Below are 18,760 nucleotides of genomic sequence, written 5' to 3'. Positions count from 1 at the left end.
TGCTAACCCGTTAACTTACGCTCCAACAGCTTCCTTCGCGGCGTACAATACCTCAGCGTTGATTTCTTTGAAACCGCGATCGCGGGCAAATTTCTCAGTATTACGCTTCACTTTACCGCGCACAAATCCCGGAATCTTATTCAATTCTGCTTGACCATCTTTTGTCCAATTCAAATCAGAATCAGCAGAAATTCCTCTAGTAATAACTTCTTTGGTATCGTGACCGCCAAAGATTTCTAATAGGTGATCTTCCATTCCCAAAGTGAAGGAATTGTAGATCAAATCTGTAATCTGATTCGTACCTTCGTAACCCATAAATGGTTTGTAACCAATGGGGAAGTTTTGGACGTGGATTGGTGCTGCAATTACGCCGCAGGGAATATCTAAGCGCTTACCAACGTGGCGTTCCATTTGAGTGCCGAAAATGGCAGAAGGTTCGACACGAGCGATCGCATCTCCAATTGCACCATGATCTTCGGAGATTAGCACTTCATCACAATACTCACTCACCTGTTCGCGGAACCAGTCTGCATCATATTTGCAGTAGGTTCCAGCCCAAACAACATGAATCCCCATTTCTCGCGCCAAAATCTTGGTAATAGCAGCAGCGTGGGTGTTGTCACCAAAGACCACAGCTTTTTTGCCAGTCAAGTTTTGACAGTCAATCGAACGGGAGAACCAAGCAGCCTGAGAGACATGGAGGGTTTGCTCATTGATGAAGTTTTCATAGTCAACTTCTGCACCTTGAGCGTTAATTACCTGCTGAATCTTGCGAATACAACGGGCAGTTTCCACTACACCCATTGGAGTAATGTCTATATAAGGTGTGCCAAATTGTTCTTCCAGGTAACGGGCTGTGGTTAAACCGAGTTCCCGATAAGGTATCAGGTTAAACCAGGCTTGGGACATCTTTTTCAAGTCATTCACCGAAGCACCTTCGGGAATTAAGGTATTTACCTCAATTCCCAAGTCAGCCATCAGCCGTTTGAGTTCGGTGCAGTCGTGATTGTTGTGGAAACCGAGGGTGGTAGTACCGATAATGTTAACTGAGGGCTTTGCTGTTTTGCCCTCAGCCAATTCGCCCCGCTTCCGAGCTTTTTCAATGTAGTATTGAACGATTTGATCCAAAGTGCGATCGGCGGCTTGCAGTTCGTTGTAGCGGTAGTGGTTCACATCCGCCAGCATTACGTCTCCTTTCGCTTCCAACTGCGCCCGTTCGACAAAGTTGTGCAAATCCTCTTGCAAAATGCTAGAGGTGCAGGTGGGAGTTAACACAATCAAATCTGGGTGTTCCTCGGCATCCTTGCGGATGATGTTATCTACTACCTTCTCTTGGGAGCCGCGTGCCAAAACGTTGCGATCGACGACACTGGTTGTCACCGGAGTAAAATCCCTCTCCCGCGATAGCATGGAGCGCATGACGTTAAAGTAGTCATCGCCAATGGGGGCGTGCATGATCGCATGAACATTTTTAAAAGAACTAGCGATTCGCAGAGTGCCGATGTGGGCTGGGCCAGCATACATCCAGTAAGCCAATTTCATGTTTGTGTCTCCCTTTTAAACTCAAATAACTAAGTAAGTGGGCGTAAAAAATATAAGATAGAGCTTACCACCAACCCCTTCGGTGCGTAGTTTACCACCGTAGGTATCGCACAGCGTGCCGTTGGTACAGAAGGGGAGAGGTTTGGAGAGAGGTATTATCTTTAATTCGGCCCATTTACTTATAAGTGCTTGATTATTAAATCGTTTCTGATTTTCTCAAACCTGCTGGCTGAAAAAAAATAAGGTTTGTTGCGGGTTTTAGGGCAGCGATATGCCTGAAACCTATTTACTACTTGGGATACAGCTATCAATTTAAACAATATTTCTGTTCGTTTTGTAAAAAAATCTTAATGTTTCAGTAAATTAGACCTAACAAGAACAGCCTCTTCCCTACTAGCCTTGGAGAGAGGTCAGAAGTCTCTCATTCTCTAGTCGGTTACGTTTTATCTAATTCGCTAGGATGTACACAAGCTCATTTTCACAAAAATTATGGTGAAAACACCCTCCCAGCCTTGGACAATTCCTCCTTTGGAAAATGGCGACAAACTCACCCGCTATGAATTTGAGCGTCGCTATAATGCCACCCCTAACCTGAAAAAAGCTGAATTAACCGAAGGAATTGTCTATATTATGCCTGCTGCTCTGCGTTTCCGAAGTCACGGTCAACCGCATGGTTGGATTTTGACATGGCTTGGTACTTACGAAGCTGCGACTTCTGGTGTAGCGTTGGGAGTTGAACCTACCGTCCGCTTAGACTTAGATAACGAACCTCAACCCGATGCTGTTCTGTTAATTGTACCGGAAGCAGGTGGTCAAACGCGGCTGAGTGAAGATGATTATATTGAAGGTGCGCCAGAGTTAGTTGTGGAAATTGCTGCTAGTAGTGCGGCTATCGATCTTCATGGCAAAAAACAAGCTTATCGTCGTAACGGTGTCAAAGAATATATTGTTTGGCAAGTTTTAGACCAAAAATTGACTTGGTTTTCTCTTGAACAGGGTGAATATCTGGAATTAGTAGCTGACAATGAAGGCATTTTGCGAAGTCGGGTATTTCCAGGGTTGTGGTTAGTGGCGACGGAGTTATTAGCAGGTAATATGCAGGGTGTGTTGAAGGTTTTACAAACAGGTTTGCAGTCTGCTGAACATGGGGATTTTATCCATAAATTGGGTAGTGATTAACCTCTTCTAAATAGGGAAAATATCTTAATCAATTATGTTTGCACACCAAATTCTTCTACTTTGGTATGTATAGTTAATTCAGCAGATATTTTAGGATTTTTGGCAGCCATCATAATAATTCATGGCTTTCGTTGTTACATCTAGTGTGATAGCAAGACTTCAGTCCTGATTTTGTTTGCCTAGCATCTCGTCAGAGAGGACTAAAGTCCTCACTACAAACCATGAAGATTTTGATGGTAATTATATTATTTGAATCATCCACTTTTTCAAGAGAAAAAATGCTGCTTCACCACATCTAAGCGCGAACAGTTCCAATAATCGATATGGGAAATAATCAAACCATCGGAGTTAAGACCTAATTCACTCCAACCAGGAATAGAGATCCGTGGCTTCCAAGGAAGAGGAGTATTCCAACTGAGTGTCCACTCAGTTTTGATTGTGTCTCCTAAACGTTGAATATTATGTAAGTCCATCTTGGGATTTAAAAACCAAGTTTCGATAAAATTAATCATTGCTTTGTAACGTTTAACACCACGGAATTTATTCATCGGGTCTTGAAAATAAACCTCTGGGGCATAAATGCTGTAAGTTTGATTGACTGGGAATCTTTGATAGTCTTCTTTGAGGATTTCAACGAGATCCATGATAGATAAATATATCTGTAATTTGGTTTAATATGAAAACTGAAAAACTGAAATTAACCCTCATTCCATAAACGTTCTAACTGACGCCGCCAAGCAGTTAGGACTTCTTCTCTTCCTTGGGAAGTTTGATTGATTTCGCCCATCATTCCTTCGGCGTAAAAACGTTCTAAGTTTTGCATGGTAGCTTGCAGAGATTGTCCTTGCTGTTTTGCTGCCTGAATAATTTGCCGGATGCGGCTTTCAACTAGTTGATTAAAGACATTATCTAATTTAGTCTGATGGAGAGATAAAAGTCGGTTGATTGCATTGAATAAATCTGCACTCACTAAAGTTTCACTGTTATGTTGAAATACCCCCCAAATTACTCTTTCATATAAAGCGTAACGTACTTCTTGAGTGTCATCAAAGTTGGCTTCTAGGAACTGTTCTAAAAATGGTTGGGCTTCTTGGATGGGCAGAATAGGCAGTAAAACTCGCAGCCAAGTATTATCTTCGGAAAGCAGCACCAACAGCCGAAAATTAGGAGTGTCTACTTGCCACGATCCAGGAGCAGTCGTAGCAATAGCCGATGTGTCAAATAATTCTGTGAGCGTACCCGCAATTTCTTCAGGTGTCATAACTTTTTATTTATATATAGCTTCTAGATTAGCGCAGAGGTGCATCAACTTATTCACTAGAACGCTTGCCCAGTCTGAAAACGTAGTGGGGGCGCACAGCTAGGTGTACGCCCCCACGAATAAATGTATTCCACTGAATTGAAATATCTGATTTAAATAAGCGAATTGCTCAAAAACACGATACCGATCGCACACAAGGCAAAACCAGCAAGGCTGATTTTCCAAGGTAAAATTCGGTTTATTTCTCCCATACCCATCCCAACACCAATTTCTCTAGCACTCATGGCAACGGCAAACAGGGTTAAGGCAATACCTAGTATATAGGCAACTACTGATATTGTTCCTGCACTAACAATAGATTCAGCATTAGCGTAACCCTGAAATAAACCAGCACTGATGCCCACTAGAGCAAGCACCAGAAAGTTTAGTTGATTTGGCATCATCAGCATAGTACCAAAAACGATGGTAGAAATGGCGATGGCTGCGCCCGCCGAAGGCATCGCTATTTCTGTGCCTGGTAAATCTAACTGAAATATATGAATTACAGTGCCCAAAACTGTTGCCAAGACAAAACATCCAGCGATCGCAGCGCCACGAACAAACACAGATGAGAGTAAGCCAATCGCAACAATACCAACTAAACAATTCAAGCTAATTACTGGATCTGCTAATCCCCAGACAAAGGCTTCCCAGGCGTTAGAAATGGTATGGTCAAATGGCGTTCCACTCAATGAACTCAGTAAGCTAATTAAAATTAAAGCTGCGATCGCCCCAATATGGCGATCCATGAACTTTGAGGGATTAAGTTCCCCCGAAGTACGGGATTCTGATAACTTAGTCTTGAACATCGCTATATACCAAATTAGTTTTTAGGTAATTTATACTACCCACCTACCCCAAAAAACTAACGTGGTAATTACGCTAGATCGTACTAGCTTCAGAAAGTTATGTAAAGCCGCAGTAGTAGAAAAAGTTCTCTCATAAGCAAGTAGGATCGGGCTATTGATATTGAGATTCAAGGTGCGATCGCTAATCAAGAATCCGCCCAAAACTGCTGACAATACAACTAAACAATAAAAATGAATCTAAAGTACCGTCAATTCCATATATTAGAGCGAGAACTAGAAACTCTTTCGCCTATGCATCGAGTGGCGTTTGCGGCAGCTTGTTGCGAGAGATTGTATCCACACTATGATATTTACTTGCAAGCAGCTAGAGAAGATGATTGGGATGGAGAAGATTTATTTAGAGTAGCACTCGATGAAATCTGGCAATTTTTGGCAGGAAAAAAGGTTGATGTGGCAAGATTTCGTCAACTATATTCTGATTCCGATCAAAGCTACCCCGACTATGAAAACGTAGAAACTCCAGAAGCACAGAGAGCCGCAGGTGCAATTCTCAATACTTTAGAACTTTGTTTAGATCCAAGCATACAACAGACCATTTCAGTAGCAAAACAAATACATGAAACTCTTTTTGAGTATATAGATTATTTATGCCAGTGTGAAGATGAATACTCGGCAGACATTTCCCACGAAGAACTAGTAGAAATAATTGCCAACCATCCTTTTACAGTACGAGAAATGGCAAAACAAAGCGAAGACTTGCAGCGCTTGCGAGAAACTCCCACGTTAACCTCTGAGTTTTTACAATGGCTGCGTACTTCTTCTCAAAATGGTGGTCAAAGCATACTAGATTTAAGTTGAGAAAACAATTGATTATAGGGTGCAATTATAGAAATTAAGAAAAGTAGTAGAAAGTTGTCATTTCAATGAACAAGTGTTACAACAACCTTTGACAACATAACTCAAGTATAAAAGTGCATCTTAAGTACGGTAAATTTGATATATTGGAGCGAGAACTAGAAGCTCTTCCGCCTATGCATCGAGTGGCGTTTGCGGCAGCTTGTTGCGAGAGATTGTATCCACACTATGATATTTACTTGCGAGCAGCTAGAGAAGATGATTGGGATGGAGAAGATTTATTTAGAGTAGCACTCGATGAAATCTGGGAATTTTTGGCAGGAAAAAAGGTTGATGCGTCTAGATTTCGTAAACTGTATTCTGATTGCGACGAAAGCTACCCTGAGTATGACAACGTAGATACTCCAGAATCACAGATGGCAGCAGGTGCAATTCTCAATGCTTTAGAACTTTGTCTCGAACAAACTCCGCAAGAAATTATTTTACTAGCAAAAGAAATAGACGAAACTCTTTTTATGTATATAGATTATTTAAAAAGCGAACCTGAAGACCAAAACTCCCAAGACATTCCACACGAACAACTATTACAATTAGAAATTTGTTTAGATCCAAGCGTACAACAGACTATTTCAGTAGCAAAAGAAATAGATGAAACTCTTTTTATCTATATAGATTATTTATGCCAGTGTGAAGACGAATACTCGGAAGACATGTCCCACGAAGAACTAATAGAAATAGTTTCCAATCATCCGTTTACAGTACGAGAAATGGCAAAACAAAGCGAAGATTTGCGGCGCTTGCGAGAAACTCCCACTTTAACTGGTGAGTTTTTACAATGGCTGCGTACTTCTTCTGAAAATGGTGGTAAAAGTCTGCTAGATTTAAGTTGAGAAAACAATTGTGAAAGATGCGGCTAAAGAACCTCAAGAAAACGCAGTATCAAATTTGGATGCTGTAAAAATTAAATGGTTTCGCCACCATCTCTCTATATGGGGAACAGAAAACTTACGCGATTTTCCTTGGCGGCATACTTGCGATTCTTACGCAATTCTTGTTGCAGAATATCTGCTACAAAAAACAGATGCAGTTTCGGTTGTTCCTATCTACAATACATTTCTCTTTAAATATCCAACGCTTGAGCAACTAGTAAAAGCAAGCATTAATCAATTGAGCGAATTGCTTGAGCCTTTGGGTCTTTTCTTCCGCGCTGAAAGATTACAAAAGTGCGCTAGCATTATCTTAGAGCAGTATGAAGGAAAAATCCCCGATTCAGAAAAGCAGTTGCTTGAGTTACCTGGAATTGGTAAATATACAGCTCGTGCTATTTGTTCTCAAGCCTTCAGTCAACCGCTAGCCGTACTCGATACTAACGTAGCTCGCATCCTCGAACGCTTCTTTGGTTTGCAAGGAGAAAGAGTGAAATCGCGTTGTAAAATTCTTTGGAGTGCAGCAGAAATAATTGCTCCTAATAAAGAAGTTGGCAAGTGGAATCTAACCTTGCTAGATTTTGGAGCGATAGTTTGCAGGGCAAAAAATCCTCTTTGTAATGATTGTCCTCTTTCAGCAAAGTGCAATTATGCCCAAACACAACGTAACTTAGAGAGTCTTAATAAAACATAGCATCAAGTTTATCAGAACCTAAAATTATCAAGGCTTTTTTGTTTTTCTGTCGCTCAACTCAACCTACTATTCTAAATTTATTTATGTGTAACACTGTTTTTGCTTTTTAATTTTTGTTAATTGATTCTGACTCCTGAATACTGACTTCTGAATTCTTTTTCACGATATACTCAACTAATTGTTGAATCATTTCGGCATCCGTTTCACTTAAACTTTCCAACTCAATTCTGTTGTTTTCTTGTGGCGTACTAGCATTACTACTATATATACGACGACTCAAGCCTACAGGACTATTCCTATAAAGTGTTGTATAGAATACACACGCTGCTACATACGAGCCAATCGGACTAGGGTGGCTTTTATCGGAACTGTAAAGGTTTAATTTCAGATTCGCTTCCTGAATTTTTTGCCAAGCTATTCCCACAGGTGCAACTTTAGCTTTCAGTTCTTGAGCAATGTTCATATAAGCATCAGTCAATATCTGTTGCGTTTCTGGTTGATTTTGCTTTGCCCAAGTTAAGTAGAAAACTGTTTGGGAATTCACTCGCTTAATCTCAGCATCAAACAGAGTAGCGTACTTGTACATTTCCTCGGGATTGGTAATTGGTAAAGTACTTTGCTCTTGCAGTACTACATAATTCCAGCGTTTTGCTTTCAAAAGTCTGAGTGCTTTACCACGTTTCCAGTGGTTTTGAAGTGTCGCTCCACCAATCACAACCATTTCAGTTTCTAACTTTTTAGGTTCTTTTGCCGAGACAGCTAACTGTTGTGTCAACCAAGGAAGATCGTTGAAATATGTATAGCTGTTGCCAATAAATAAAACTCTGATTGCTTGCTGTTCGGCTACTGGGAAAGAATTTGCCTGAATCTGCCTTTTTAGCATTTGAAACAAGGCAATCATCATCAAGAGGAATAAACATATATATACGATTTTGGTGTTGCTCATCATCCCTGAAATTTTTGCAGTATAACTTATTCTTGGACAGGATTGTTTGAAAATAGTTCTGACTATTGATGAGTGGATGAAATTTTTTCCCAAGAAATTGCAAATTTTACCCAACCTAAAACTTTTCTTAACTGAACTGTATTAAGAAGATGCTACAGTATTGAGCCGACAGGAAACCCCGGATACAAAGTTTCTTACAAAAAAAGGGTGTAGGGTGTAGAAAAGAAGAAATAAAAAACCTATTGTTGCTGAGTTCAAAGCTCAGTTTAAAAAAGAATTGTATCGAGACGCATAGCGCAACTTGCATTGCGTCCAAGTTTTCAATCTCACGTTTTTAAACGTGGGTTCCCTACACCCTCTGAAATCACTTCTCTGATGCCATTCCCACAATTAGCATTACATCAAATACAAGAGGGAAGATGGTTAAAGGCTCCCACTTTCACGACTTTTCAGTATATTGGCGCAGTCATAGACGAGATGAGTTCACCTACAGATGAGCAAATAGCACCGATTCGGCTAACGCTCGAAGATAGGAAAATGAGTTACCCCGATAGATTTGAACAGGAAAAGCTGTTGAATTTGCACAAAGCTAAGATGCTTGTTGAGCCAGTAAACAGCCCCGATCGCAATTTTTAAGTAATTAAACTGTAGTGTAGGGTAGCACAGTTATGCTGCCCTACGGGAGATTGAAACAAAATCCCTCAATACTTTAGAGTTAATAATAAACTCAACTCCAAAGCGCGATCGCAATGACTGATAAAGAACTCAAACATCTAATTGAGAGTAATGCTAAAACAGTCCAAGCTATGTTAGATGAAATGGCGGAAGCACGTCAGGAACGCCAAGAACTCCGAGAAGGAATGCTCCAAATCCAGAGTGCAGTCGCACAATTAACGAATATACAAGAGAGAATAACCAATTTACTAATTTCTATTGATGGCGATCGCCCCACAATTCTTAAAAAACTCTCAGCACTGGAAACTAAGCTGGATCGGTTATTGCAGCAAAACCCAACGGATGAGTTAGGGTAAACACTCATAATAATGCCTAGACGTGTTGAAACAACATTTATTTTCCTTAAACAGTCGATAATGTAAATAAATGTAAAAAATTCTCAGGCAGGATAAAAGCATCTATGCGTGTAATTTTAATGACTGGTAAAGGCGGTGTGGGCAAAACTTCCGTTGCTGCTGCAACTGGACTCCGTTGTGCGGAACTAGGCTATCAGACGTTGGTTTTAAGTACAGATCCCGCCCACTCCCTTGCAGACAGTTTTGATATGGAACTGGGACATGCACCCCAAAAAATTCGTCCAAATCTCTGGGGTGCTGAATTGGATGCGCTGCAAGAACTGGAGGGAAACTGGGGTGCTGTGAAGCGTTATATTACCCAAGTTTTACAGGCAAGGGGTTTAGACGGCATACAGGCGGAGGAATTGGCAATTTTACCAGGGATGGATGAGATTTTTGGCTTGGTAAGGATGAAACGCCATTACGATGAAGGTGAGTTTGATGTCTTAATTATCGACTCAGCCCCGACCGGCACAGCACTGCGTTTGCTGAGTTTACCTGAAGTTGGTGGCTGGTATATGCGCCGTTTTTACAAACCATTTCAAAACATCTCGGTGGCACTTCGACCTCTGGTTGAACCTTTGTTTAGACCAATTGCTGGTTTTTCGCTACCTGATAAAGAAGTAATGGATGCACCTTTTGAGTTTTACGAACAAATTGAAGCTCTGGAAAAAGTATTAACAGATAATACTCAAACCTCAGTGCGTCTAGTAACAAATCCCGAAAAAATGGTGATTAAAGAGTCTCTCCGTGCCCATGCTTATCTGAGTTTGTATAACGTTGCAACAGATTTAGTCGTGGCTAATCGGATTATTCCCAATGAAGTCCAAGACCCATTTTTTCAACGTTGGAAGGAAAGTCAGGAGCAATATCGCCGAGAAATTCATGATGATTTTCACCCTCTGCCTGTGAAAGAAGTTCCCCTATTTTCTGAGGAAATGTGTGGATTGGCTTCATTAGAACGCCTGAAAGAAACTCTTTATAAAGATGAAGATCCTACTCAGGTTTATTACAAAGAAACAACTCTTAGAGTAGTGCAAGAGGAAAACCAATACAGCTTAGAACTTTACTTACCGGGTATTCCTAAAGACCAAGTTCAACTCAGTAAAACTGGAGACGAATTAAACATCACTATTGGCAACCATCGTCGTAACTTAGTTTTGCCACAAGCCTTAGCAGCACTACAACCAGCTGGAGCAAAGATGGAAAATGACTATCTAAAAATCCGCTTTGCTGACAACACAAAAGTTTAATTTTGTTGAACATTAGTCTGTCAACAAAAAGTTCAAACTAAAAAGCAAGAATTTTCTCTTATAGCTAGTACAGACGCAATCTTTTTAGCGTCTGTTTTTATGATGTTTTGGTGAATTTTAATAAAAGCCAAAAAAATATTTTTATTAATGATTTGACCGTAGTTTTACTGAAGACAAAATTATGAAATAAATTTCACAATGTCTTTAGATTTAATTATGTCAGTTTTCAAATTATTAATTTATTTTACTATCACAATGTCCTCCAATTTTGAACAAGATTTGCCCTTATATCGCCATGAAGAAAGCTTACTACGCCGCATTACAAACCGTATCCGACGAAGCTTAGAGTTAGAAGAAATTATCACAGTTACAACGGCAGAAGTGCGATCGCTATTAAAAACCGATCGAGTGATGATTTACAAATTTCATCCCGATGGTAGTGGTCAAGTGATTGCTGAATCAATTAATAAAAATTGTTTGCCGTCGCTACTGGGATTAAATTTTCCCTCCGATGACATCCCACCTTATGCCCGCGAACTATTTATCAAATCACGGGTGCGTTCTGTTGTGAATGTTGACACTAAAGAGATTGGTCAAATTCACCTGCGTGACTTGGATAATGGAGATATCTCAGAGGAGATCCATTACCGCCCTGTAGACCCCTGCCATATTGAATATTTGACGGCAATGGGGGTAAAATCCTCTGTAGTAGCGCCTATTCTCTATCAAGATCGACTTTGGGGGCTGCTGGTGTCTCATAATTCTGAAGCGCGTTTGATTTCAGAATATGAGCTAGAAGCAATACAAATGGTAGTCGAGCAGTTGTCAATGGCGATCGCTCAAAGTACCCTTCACACTCAAGTTCGCAAAACAGCCGAACGAGAAGCGATCGTTAATCGCATTGCTACCCTATTACATTCACTACCGACGATTGTCTTACAGCCAGCCTTAGAAGCGGCTGTTGCTGCCTTTAATGGCGTTGGTGGCAGGCTTTGTATTAGAAATGAAGCTCTTGATTTCCACAATGGCAATGTCACCAGCTTAACAGAATGCTTAATACCAGGAAATACTTGTATCAAGCTTTATATCTGTGGAGAGCAACCTGTAATGCCAGAACAAACTATATATCCACTGATCGAGCAATATAGTATCTGGCAGGAACACTACAAATTTACTAACTACGACGTTTGGGCGATTTCGGATATATATAACACTCCTGGCTTGCGAAGTTTGCAAATTGCTTTTCAACCAACTAAAATTCGCAGCGTGTTGATGATCCCACTCCAGTATCGTCAGCAGTTGTTGGGCTACTTAAGTATTTTCCGCAATGAAGTAGATACAGAAACTTTATGGGCGGGGCAGCATGAGGGCGATCGCAGACAACAGTACCCCAGGCGATCATTTGAGGTTTGGCGCGAATCTAAAACAGCACAAGCTCAAAAATGGACAATTGAAGAGATTGAACTGGCTAGAAACCTCAGTAAACACTTTGCTTCCGCAGTTCAGCAGTATGAACTACATCAACAAGTACAAGTTTTTAATGAAAATTTAGAAAAACAAGTTAGAAGACGCACCGCTGAGTTACAACGGACAGCTGAACAAGAACAAGCTGTGTTTAAAGTTATTGCCGAGATTCGAGAATCTCTGGATACAAATACGATTTTTCAAACCACAACTAAAGAAGTTTGTCAATTAATCAAAGCCGATCGCGTTTCTGTTTATCGTTTTGATTCTAATTGGGGTGGTGAATTTGTCGGAGATTTCGAGGCTGCTAGTCCATACTGGTCGAATGAGTCTGAACTAGGTATTAATACAATTTGGAATGACACTTACTTACAAGATACACAAGGAGGGCGTTACCGCAATAATGAAACATTTGCAGTCGATGACATTTACAAGATGGGCTTTGCTAAGTGTCATATCGACAATCTAGAGCAGTTTCAAATTCATGCTTTTGTCCTTGCGCCAATTTTTGTTGGACAAAAACTTTGGGGTTTGTTGGCAACTTATCAACACACTGGCCCCCGGAAATGGAAAACTTCTGAAGTTAACTTTCTCAGTCAGATTGCCGCCCAAATGGGCGTAGCACTCCAGCAAGCTGATTTACTCACTCAGACACAACAACAGACATTAGATTTGCAACAAGCAGCAGAACAACAACGGGTATTGTTTGAAGTTGTAGCGAAAGTTAGAGAATCTTTAGACTTAGATGCGATTTTTCAAGCAACCACCCAAGAAATCTGTAAATCACTACAAGCGGATCGAGTTGCAGTCTACCGCTTCCAGGCTGATTGGAGTGGTGAATATATTGCCGAGTTTGTGGGCGATAATTGGTTAAAGCTAGTAAGTTCTGATACTAAAACAGTTTGGCAAGATAGCTATTTACAGGAAACCCAAGGTGGGCGATATCGTCACAATGAAACCTTTGCAGTCGATGATATCTATGCAGTTGGACACTCTCAATGTCACGTTGCAGTTTTAGAGCAAATTCAAGCAAGGGCTTATGCGATCGCACCTATATTTATCGGGCAACAGCTATGGGGCTTATTAGCAGCTTACCAGAATTCTGCACCCCGCCATTGGGAAGCCTCAGAAATTAAATTTATTACTCAAATTGCCAATCAGCTTGGGGTTGCACTCCAACAAGCGCAATTACATAATCAAACCAAAGAGCAGACTCAAAAGCTAGCTCAAGCTTTGCATGATTTACAGCAAACTCAAACCCAACTGATCCAAACTGAGAAAATGTCCTCACTAGGTCAACTGGTAGCTGGTGTGGCTCACGAAATTAATAACCCCGTGAACTTTATTTATGGCAACATCAATCATGTCAACGATTACACTCAAGATTTACTTGGTATATTAGACCTCTATTTGCAAAATGCTCCCAACCCTAGCTCTGAGATTCGCGATCGCGCACTCGATATCGACTTAGAATTTATCATTGAGGATTTACCCAAAACTTTATCTTCCATGAAAATTGGGGTCGATCGCATCCGGCAGATTGTCTTGGGTTTACGGAATTTCTCTCGCCTTGACGAAGCAGAAAAAAAACCAGTTGATATTCATGAAGGCATTGATAGCACCTTGCTAATTTTGCAGCATCGCTTGAAAGCAAAACCAGAAAGTCCAGCGATTCAATTAGTCAAAGAATATACTAACCTTCCTTTAGTAGAGTGCTATGCCGGGCCGCTAAATCAAGTATTTATGAATGTTTTAAGCAATGCGATCGATGCTTTAGAAGATTACACGGAATCTCAATCAAAATCTCATAGCAGTCAAATTACTATCCTTACTGCTCTTGGAGAACTTGAAGGCAATATCAAGAGCGTAGTAATTCGCATAAGAGACAATGGCCCAGGAATACCCGAAGCTATGAAGGCAAGAATTTGCGATCCATTTTTCACAACTAAGCCAGTGGGAAAAGGCACTGGCTTGGGGTTATCAATTAGTTACCAGATTATTGTAGATAAACATGGTGGTGTGTTTAGATGTGATTCTCAGCCGGGGTTAGGTACAGAATTTTGGATTGAAATTCCGATTAAACAAATTCGTCATTAGTCATTGGTTATTAGTCATTTGTCATTAGTCATTTGTCATTTGTCATTGGCAAAGACTTTTACCTTTAGCTAAACCGTATTGCTCGAACTCTGAGTTTTTGAAGAAGTTAGGGATCTAAATCAGGGTTAAAAGACATTTCATTCTAGAGTAATATCATGTCCGTATAATTAGTTATGCTAACCACAGTCATAGCACCTCATCCCTTAATCCCCTCCCCGCTTGCGGGCTATCCATTACCCGGATCTTTCTCAACATTTACGAGAGTATTCACTCACGCTTTTTCTAACCCTGATTCGTTCGTCGTCAATTCTCAATAAAAACCTAATTTTAGCGAGAAGACTAAGAGCCAATCTGTCAAGTATGTTTGACACCTCAGTGTTCAAGATGCCTACAAAACAAGCGTTTCAAGATTGTAAAGAAAGATGTGACTAATGGATAGGCTTGCGGGGAGGGGAGACAAAGCCTAGCTTTGGCGGGGGTGGGGTTCTTCAGGTTGAATAAGCAATCAAGCGGACATGATATAATTGGATTTTTACTTGATAAATAACCTCTAACTTCTAAGTTGCACAGGCATAGCTAAATAGGTCATTTTCAAGCCACCCAATGGTGTAAAAATAACTGGAGTTAGGCTTTGATTTAAATGCATTTGAATTTCGGAAGATGGTAACTCTTTCAAGCCTTCCATCAAATATTTAATGTTAAAGGCAATCTCAATATTTTCCCCAGAAATTTGTGCTGGCATCGACTCTCTACCACTGCCCACATCTTGAGCTTCACAAGATAAGGTAATTTCTTGGGCTTCGCTATCAATACTGAGCTTGACAATATTATTTTTTTGATCGGCTAATACCGCAATCCGCTCCAATGTGCTGACGAATTGTCGCCGTTCAATTGTCACTTGTCGCTCAAATTGGCGCGGAATTAATTGTCGATAAGCAGGATATTGCCCTTCTAATGTGCGACTAGTCAAACGTTGATTTTGCCATGCAAACACAACTTGACCTTGATCGAAGTATAAAGCTACGGGTTCATCTGATGAAGCGCTATGAGCTAACATTCGTTGGAGTTCGCGTAATGCCCTAGCTGGTACTGTTACTTCTAGTTGAGTCGTTCCACCTAAAGGACGCTCGTTGCTAGTTTCTACGACTGCGAGGCGATGTCCGTCTGTAGCTGCAAATTCTAGGGTGTCTTGTTTAACTGTTAAATGCACACCAGTGAGTACTTGCTTGGTTTCATCAGCACTGGTAGCAAATAATGAACCGCGTAATCCCTCAATTAATGCGGTGGTGGTGAGATGGATTACTTCTGTATTTTCAATTACAGGTAGTTCGGGAAATTCTTCTGGCCCCATTGCTCGGACTTGGTAATGTCCACTCTTGGGTGTGAGTGTAACTATTAAACCTTCTCCACCGGATGTTGCACCTGTCAAGGCTGATTCATCATCGAGAGTGATCTCGCCCTCTGGAAGACGAGAGGTGATGTCTACAAGTAATTTAGCAGGAAGTGCGATCGCACCACTTTGCCATACCTCTGCGTTAAAACTGGTGCGGATTCCTAAGCTGAGATCGAAGGCTGTTAAGCTTACTTGGTTAGTTTCAGCATCCGCTTGTAACAGCACATTGGCAAGTACTGGATGAGTTGGCCGTGAAGGTACTGCACGACTAACAAGTGAGAGGTTTGTACTGAGATCGCTTTGGGAGCAAACTAATTTCATAAGTCAGATGCAGCTAGTGAAAGATATCCTAACATCCTTATGTTTATAGGCGATCGCTATTTGTTTGATTAGCGCATAGGTGTAGTCTGCCACAAGCATTGCTTCTACGCTTCAGGCTGTAATAATTTAAACGTTTGCAACAAATGCTCTTCCATATATAAGAAAGGCTTAAGCATTTCCAAAAAATGTATAATTAGTTGCTGCAAAGGCTTAATACTTTGCAACACATGCTCTTCTATGTATAAGAAAGGCTTAAGTATTTCTAAGAAATGTATAATTAATTGCTGCAATGGTTTAATATTTTGCAACACATACTCTTTCATGTATAAGAAAGGCTTAAATCATTGCAGCATTTGTTGTAATGAACTTATGAATTAATTTACTACCTGAAATCTAAAAATAATTTAAGTGAAATTAACTAAGCTTTGGAAAATGCAATGTCTAATATGGGCTACGCCTACGCAACTTATTTGTAGTATTTCCCCATGACATTAAATATATTTTTGTATAAAACAGTACTATAAACCTAGTAGCAGAGATGCATTATGGCACGTCGTAAAAGAAATTCCAGCGTTTTAGAACGAGCCGATCGCCGGATTGAAAGTTTGCAATCTATCAGTGTAGAACTTGACTTTGGCCAAGGATTGACTATAGAAGCTTATAATACGACAATTAACGATCTCCGGTCTAAGCTGGCTGCTTACAACACTGCGTTATCTACAATTGACAAACTCACGGATGACGTGAAGAACGCAGAACAGATTGTAATAACCATGTCAGAAAAAATGTTACTAGGAGTTGCCAGCCGTTACGGTAAAATCAGCCAGGAATACGAGATGGCGGGTGGTGCTAGACGAGGTAATACTAAAAAGAAGCGAGGCGTAGTAGGCAATTCCAAAGTCACCAATTCGTTAGCAGCTGATTCTGTTCGGCCTTCTTCTGTAAATGGATCTATGAATGGGGTGTCGGGTGCGATCGTTTAGTTAGCTAAGATCCAACAGGAAATTTAAGTTGTCAAAAGCCTTAAGGATAATGATAAGCAAATAGAGGGGGAGGAGGCAAGCGTAGCCTCACCTCCTACCATGTCCTTATGCAGGATTGTCATTGTTATTAAAACTATTTTGAGTATTTTAATTGATTGACAAAAAGTACTTTATTTTAACCTCTCACGATTGATAGATTTTGAGGTTGGTCAGGTTAGCCAGAGGGGAAACATCGCTCACCTGCGTTCCCCAAAGTTTTAGCTGTGTGAGGTTGGCCAGGTTAGCCAGAGGGGAAACATCGCTCACCTGCGTTTCTGAAAGATATAGCTCTGTGAGGTTGGTCAGGTTAGCCAGAGGGGAAACATCGCTCACCTGCGTTCCCCAAAGTTTTAGCTGTGTGAGGTTGGTCAGGTTAGCCAGAGGGGAAACATCGCTCACCTGCGTTTCTGAAAGATATAGCTCTGTGAGTTTGGTCAGGTTAGCCAGAGGGGAAACATCGCTCACCTGCGTTCCTGAAAGAATTAGCGATGTGAGGTTGGTCAGGTTAGCCAGAGAGGAAACATCGCTCACCTGCGTTTCTGAAAGATTTAGCTGTGTGAGGTTGGTCAGGTTAGCCAGAGCGGAAATATCGCTCACCTGCATGTCTGAAAGATGTAGCTGTGTGAGGTTGGTTAGGTTAGCCAGAGCGGAAATATCGCTCACTTGCGTGTTTGAAAGATGTAGCTGTGTGAGGCTGGTCAGGTTAGCCAGAGCGGAAATATCGCTCACCCACATGCCTGAAAAATGTAGCTGTGTGAGGTTGGTCAGGTTAGCCAGAGCGGAAATATCGCTCACCCACATGCTTGAAATATCTAGCTGTGTGAGGTTGGTCAGGTTAGCCAGAGTAGAAATATCGCTCACTTGCGTGCTTGAAATATCTAGCTGTGTGAGGTTGGTCAGGTTAGCCAGAGTAGAAATATCGCTTACCTGTGTTCTTAAAAAATTTAGCTGTGTGAGCTTGGTCAGGTTAGCTAGAGCAGAAATATCGCTCACTTGCGTTCCCCAAAGATATAGCCGTATGAGGTTGGTCAGCTTGGATAACGAATTTAAGTCACGCAATTTTGTTGGAATAAAAATCGGAAGAAGCCCATATTTTTCAACGTGTTGTCTAATGACTGATATTTGGCTCCAATCATCAACAAAGCTCGCTAGTTCTTGAGCAACTTTGAGAGTTGAATCATCTAAAAACTCTTTAAGAAGATCCCTTGCTCTTGGGTCATTGATTAATCCCAGCGTTCGCACACAAGCTGCGCGTTCTGCTGCTTTCAAGCCTGTTTTATTTTTAAGATAAGGTATGATGGCTTCACCACAGGATGCTAAGGCTGCTGCATCTGTCATATTTTGAGGCGGCAAAAGCTGTTCTGATAACTGAGTAAAGGCTTGGCTAATTTCTGAATCATTTAGCTGGTAAGCATTTGTGTAACACCGAAGAAAAAAGAACTGCTTTGACCTGATTTTTGCAGCTTTTAATCGGTCTTGTTTCGACCGTGCTTTAGAGGGAGCATCTAAAGAAATTTTTTCAAGAATTGCTCTTACAAGCTCAGTAGCAAACTTTGAACCATCTCGTGGTAGTGCAACAGCAAACAAAATAACAGGTTGCCAGGAAGCTTCATCAGTGTGATTTGCCAATGTCTGAAAATCACCAATATTAACAAAACGTTCGGCAGCGAGAAACTCTTTTAAAGTATTGTGCAGAAATTCAATTCTTTGCTCACTTGATTCTTGGAGTATCCCACTGCGCTCAACGAGCGCTCGGCGAATATCACAAGCCTTAATATTAAAATGCTTATAGCTTCCTAGGGCGTGTCATCAATTGAGCCAAATAACAGAAGCAGCTAGATAAATTGCACCGAGAAAGTTGGTCGCCCGTTTATCATAGCGAGTTGCGA

The 18,760-nt window shown here is 40.9% G+C and carries 17 protein-coding genes; 9 read left to right on the top strand and 8 right to left on the bottom strand.

The window, feature by feature from the left end:
* Window positions 1-15: 15 nt before the first annotated feature.
* Window positions 16-1,542, bottom strand: a complete 1,527-nt coding sequence (gene bchB / locus V7K84_RS20445) for a ferredoxin:protochlorophyllide reductase (ATP-dependent) subunit B (RefSeq protein ID WP_334840702.1) — start codon at window positions 1,540-1,542, stop codon at window positions 16-18.
* Between the two features lie 489 nt (window positions 1,543-2,031).
* On the opposite strand from bchB, the gene V7K84_RS20440 reads away from it, so the two are divergent.
* Window positions 2,032-2,721: a Uma2 family endonuclease gene (locus V7K84_RS20440; protein ID WP_334840700.1), complete on the top strand. Its 690-nt coding sequence runs from the start codon at window positions 2,032-2,034 to the stop codon at window positions 2,719-2,721.
* 266 nt (window positions 2,722-2,987) lie between these two features.
* Here the strand turns inward: V7K84_RS20440 and V7K84_RS20435 are convergent, their stop codons facing one another.
* From V7K84_RS20435 to V7K84_RS20425, 3 genes are all read right to left on the bottom strand, one after another.
* A complete protein-coding gene (locus tag V7K84_RS20435; protein ID WP_334840698.1) occupies window positions 2,988-3,365 on the bottom strand; it encodes a DUF2358 domain-containing protein in 378 nt (125 codons plus the stop codon).
* 53 nt (window positions 3,366-3,418) lie between these two features.
* Window positions 3,419-3,982 carry a hypothetical protein gene (locus tag V7K84_RS20430; protein ID WP_334840696.1) on the bottom strand — a complete coding sequence of 188 codons (564 nt, stop codon included), beginning with the start codon at window positions 3,980-3,982 and terminating at the stop codon, window positions 3,419-3,421.
* A 152-nt stretch (window positions 3,983-4,134) separates the two neighbouring features.
* On the bottom strand, window positions 4,135-4,830 hold the full coding sequence (locus tag V7K84_RS20425; protein ID WP_334840694.1) for a HupE/UreJ family protein: 696 nt from the start codon (window positions 4,828-4,830) through the stop codon (window positions 4,135-4,137).
* Between the two features lie 231 nt (window positions 4,831-5,061).
* On the opposite strand from V7K84_RS20425, the gene V7K84_RS20420 reads away from it, so the two are divergent.
* From V7K84_RS20420 to V7K84_RS20410, 3 genes are all read left to right on the top strand, one after another.
* Window positions 5,062-5,688 carry a DUF416 family protein gene (locus V7K84_RS20420; protein WP_334840692.1) on the top strand — a complete coding sequence of 209 codons (627 nt, stop codon included), beginning with the start codon at window positions 5,062-5,064 and terminating at the stop codon, window positions 5,686-5,688.
* Between the two features lie 113 nt (window positions 5,689-5,801).
* Window positions 5,802-6,575: a DUF416 family protein gene (locus V7K84_RS20415; protein ID WP_334840690.1), complete on the top strand. Its 774-nt coding sequence runs from the start codon at window positions 5,802-5,804 to the stop codon at window positions 6,573-6,575.
* Window positions 6,576-6,585: 10 nt separating this feature from the next.
* Window positions 6,586-7,305, top strand: coding sequence for an A/G-specific adenine glycosylase (locus V7K84_RS20410; protein ID WP_334840688.1), 720 nt, complete (start codon window positions 6,586-6,588; stop codon window positions 7,303-7,305).
* Between the two features lie 106 nt (window positions 7,306-7,411).
* Here V7K84_RS20410 and V7K84_RS20405 read toward each other — a convergent pair whose 3' ends face one another.
* On the bottom strand, window positions 7,412-8,254 hold the full coding sequence (locus tag V7K84_RS20405; RefSeq protein ID WP_334840686.1) for an SGNH/GDSL hydrolase family protein: 843 nt from the start codon (window positions 8,252-8,254) through the stop codon (window positions 7,412-7,414).
* A gap of 372 nt (window positions 8,255-8,626) precedes the next feature.
* Between V7K84_RS20405 and V7K84_RS20400 the strand changes: the two genes are divergently transcribed.
* The 4 genes from V7K84_RS20400 (at window position 8,627) to V7K84_RS20385 (ending at window position 14,135) form a co-directional block, all read left to right on the top strand.
* Window positions 8,627-8,887 (top strand): hypothetical protein, encoded by a 261-nt coding sequence (locus tag V7K84_RS20400; protein ID WP_334840684.1) that lies wholly within the window; start codon window positions 8,627-8,629, stop codon window positions 8,885-8,887.
* A 113-nt stretch (window positions 8,888-9,000) separates the two neighbouring features.
* Window positions 9,001-9,282, top strand: a complete 282-nt coding sequence (locus tag V7K84_RS20395; RefSeq protein WP_334840683.1) for a hypothetical protein — start codon at window positions 9,001-9,003, stop codon at window positions 9,280-9,282.
* Window positions 9,283-9,386: 104 nt separating this feature from the next.
* Window positions 9,387-10,574, top strand: coding sequence for a TRC40/GET3/ArsA family transport-energizing ATPase (locus tag V7K84_RS20390; protein ID WP_334840682.1), 1,188 nt, complete (start codon window positions 9,387-9,389; stop codon window positions 10,572-10,574).
* A gap of 255 nt (window positions 10,575-10,829) precedes the next feature.
* Window positions 10,830-14,135, top strand: coding sequence for a GAF domain-containing protein (locus V7K84_RS20385; RefSeq protein ID WP_334840681.1), 3,306 nt, complete (start codon window positions 10,830-10,832; stop codon window positions 14,133-14,135).
* Window positions 14,136-14,685: 550 nt separating this feature from the next.
* Here V7K84_RS20385 and dnaN read toward each other — a convergent pair.
* The gene (dnaN, locus tag V7K84_RS20380) at window positions 14,686-15,849 is read right to left on the bottom strand and encodes a DNA polymerase III subunit beta (RefSeq protein ID WP_334840679.1); all 1,164 of its coding nucleotides are present in this window, start codon (window positions 15,847-15,849) and stop codon (window positions 14,686-14,688) included.
* Between the two features lie 104 nt (window positions 15,850-15,953).
* Complete coding sequence (locus V7K84_RS20375; protein ID WP_334840677.1) at window positions 15,954-16,172, bottom strand: hypothetical protein; 219 nt, start codon at window positions 16,170-16,172, stop codon at window positions 15,954-15,956.
* Window positions 16,173-16,394: 222 nt separating this feature from the next.
* Between V7K84_RS20375 and V7K84_RS20370 the strand changes: the two genes are divergently transcribed.
* Complete coding sequence (locus tag V7K84_RS20370; protein ID WP_334840675.1) at window positions 16,395-16,832, top strand: hypothetical protein; 438 nt, start codon at window positions 16,395-16,397, stop codon at window positions 16,830-16,832.
* A 183-nt stretch (window positions 16,833-17,015) separates the two neighbouring features.
* Here the strand turns inward: V7K84_RS20370 and V7K84_RS20365 are convergent, their stop codons facing one another.
* On the bottom strand, window positions 17,016-18,500 hold the full coding sequence (locus tag V7K84_RS20365) for a leucine-rich repeat domain-containing protein (protein ID WP_334840673.1): 1,485 nt from the start codon (window positions 18,498-18,500) through the stop codon (window positions 17,016-17,018).
* Between the last annotated feature and the right edge of the window lie 260 nt (window positions 18,501-18,760).

It is taken from the genome of Nostoc sp. (assembly GCF_036917315.1).
Classification (GTDB): domain Bacteria; phylum Cyanobacteriota; class Cyanobacteriia; order Cyanobacteriales; family Nostocaceae; genus Nostoc.
The sequence above is the reverse complement of the archived record's forward strand: the minus strand, read 5'-3'. Positions and strand labels throughout refer to the sequence as shown.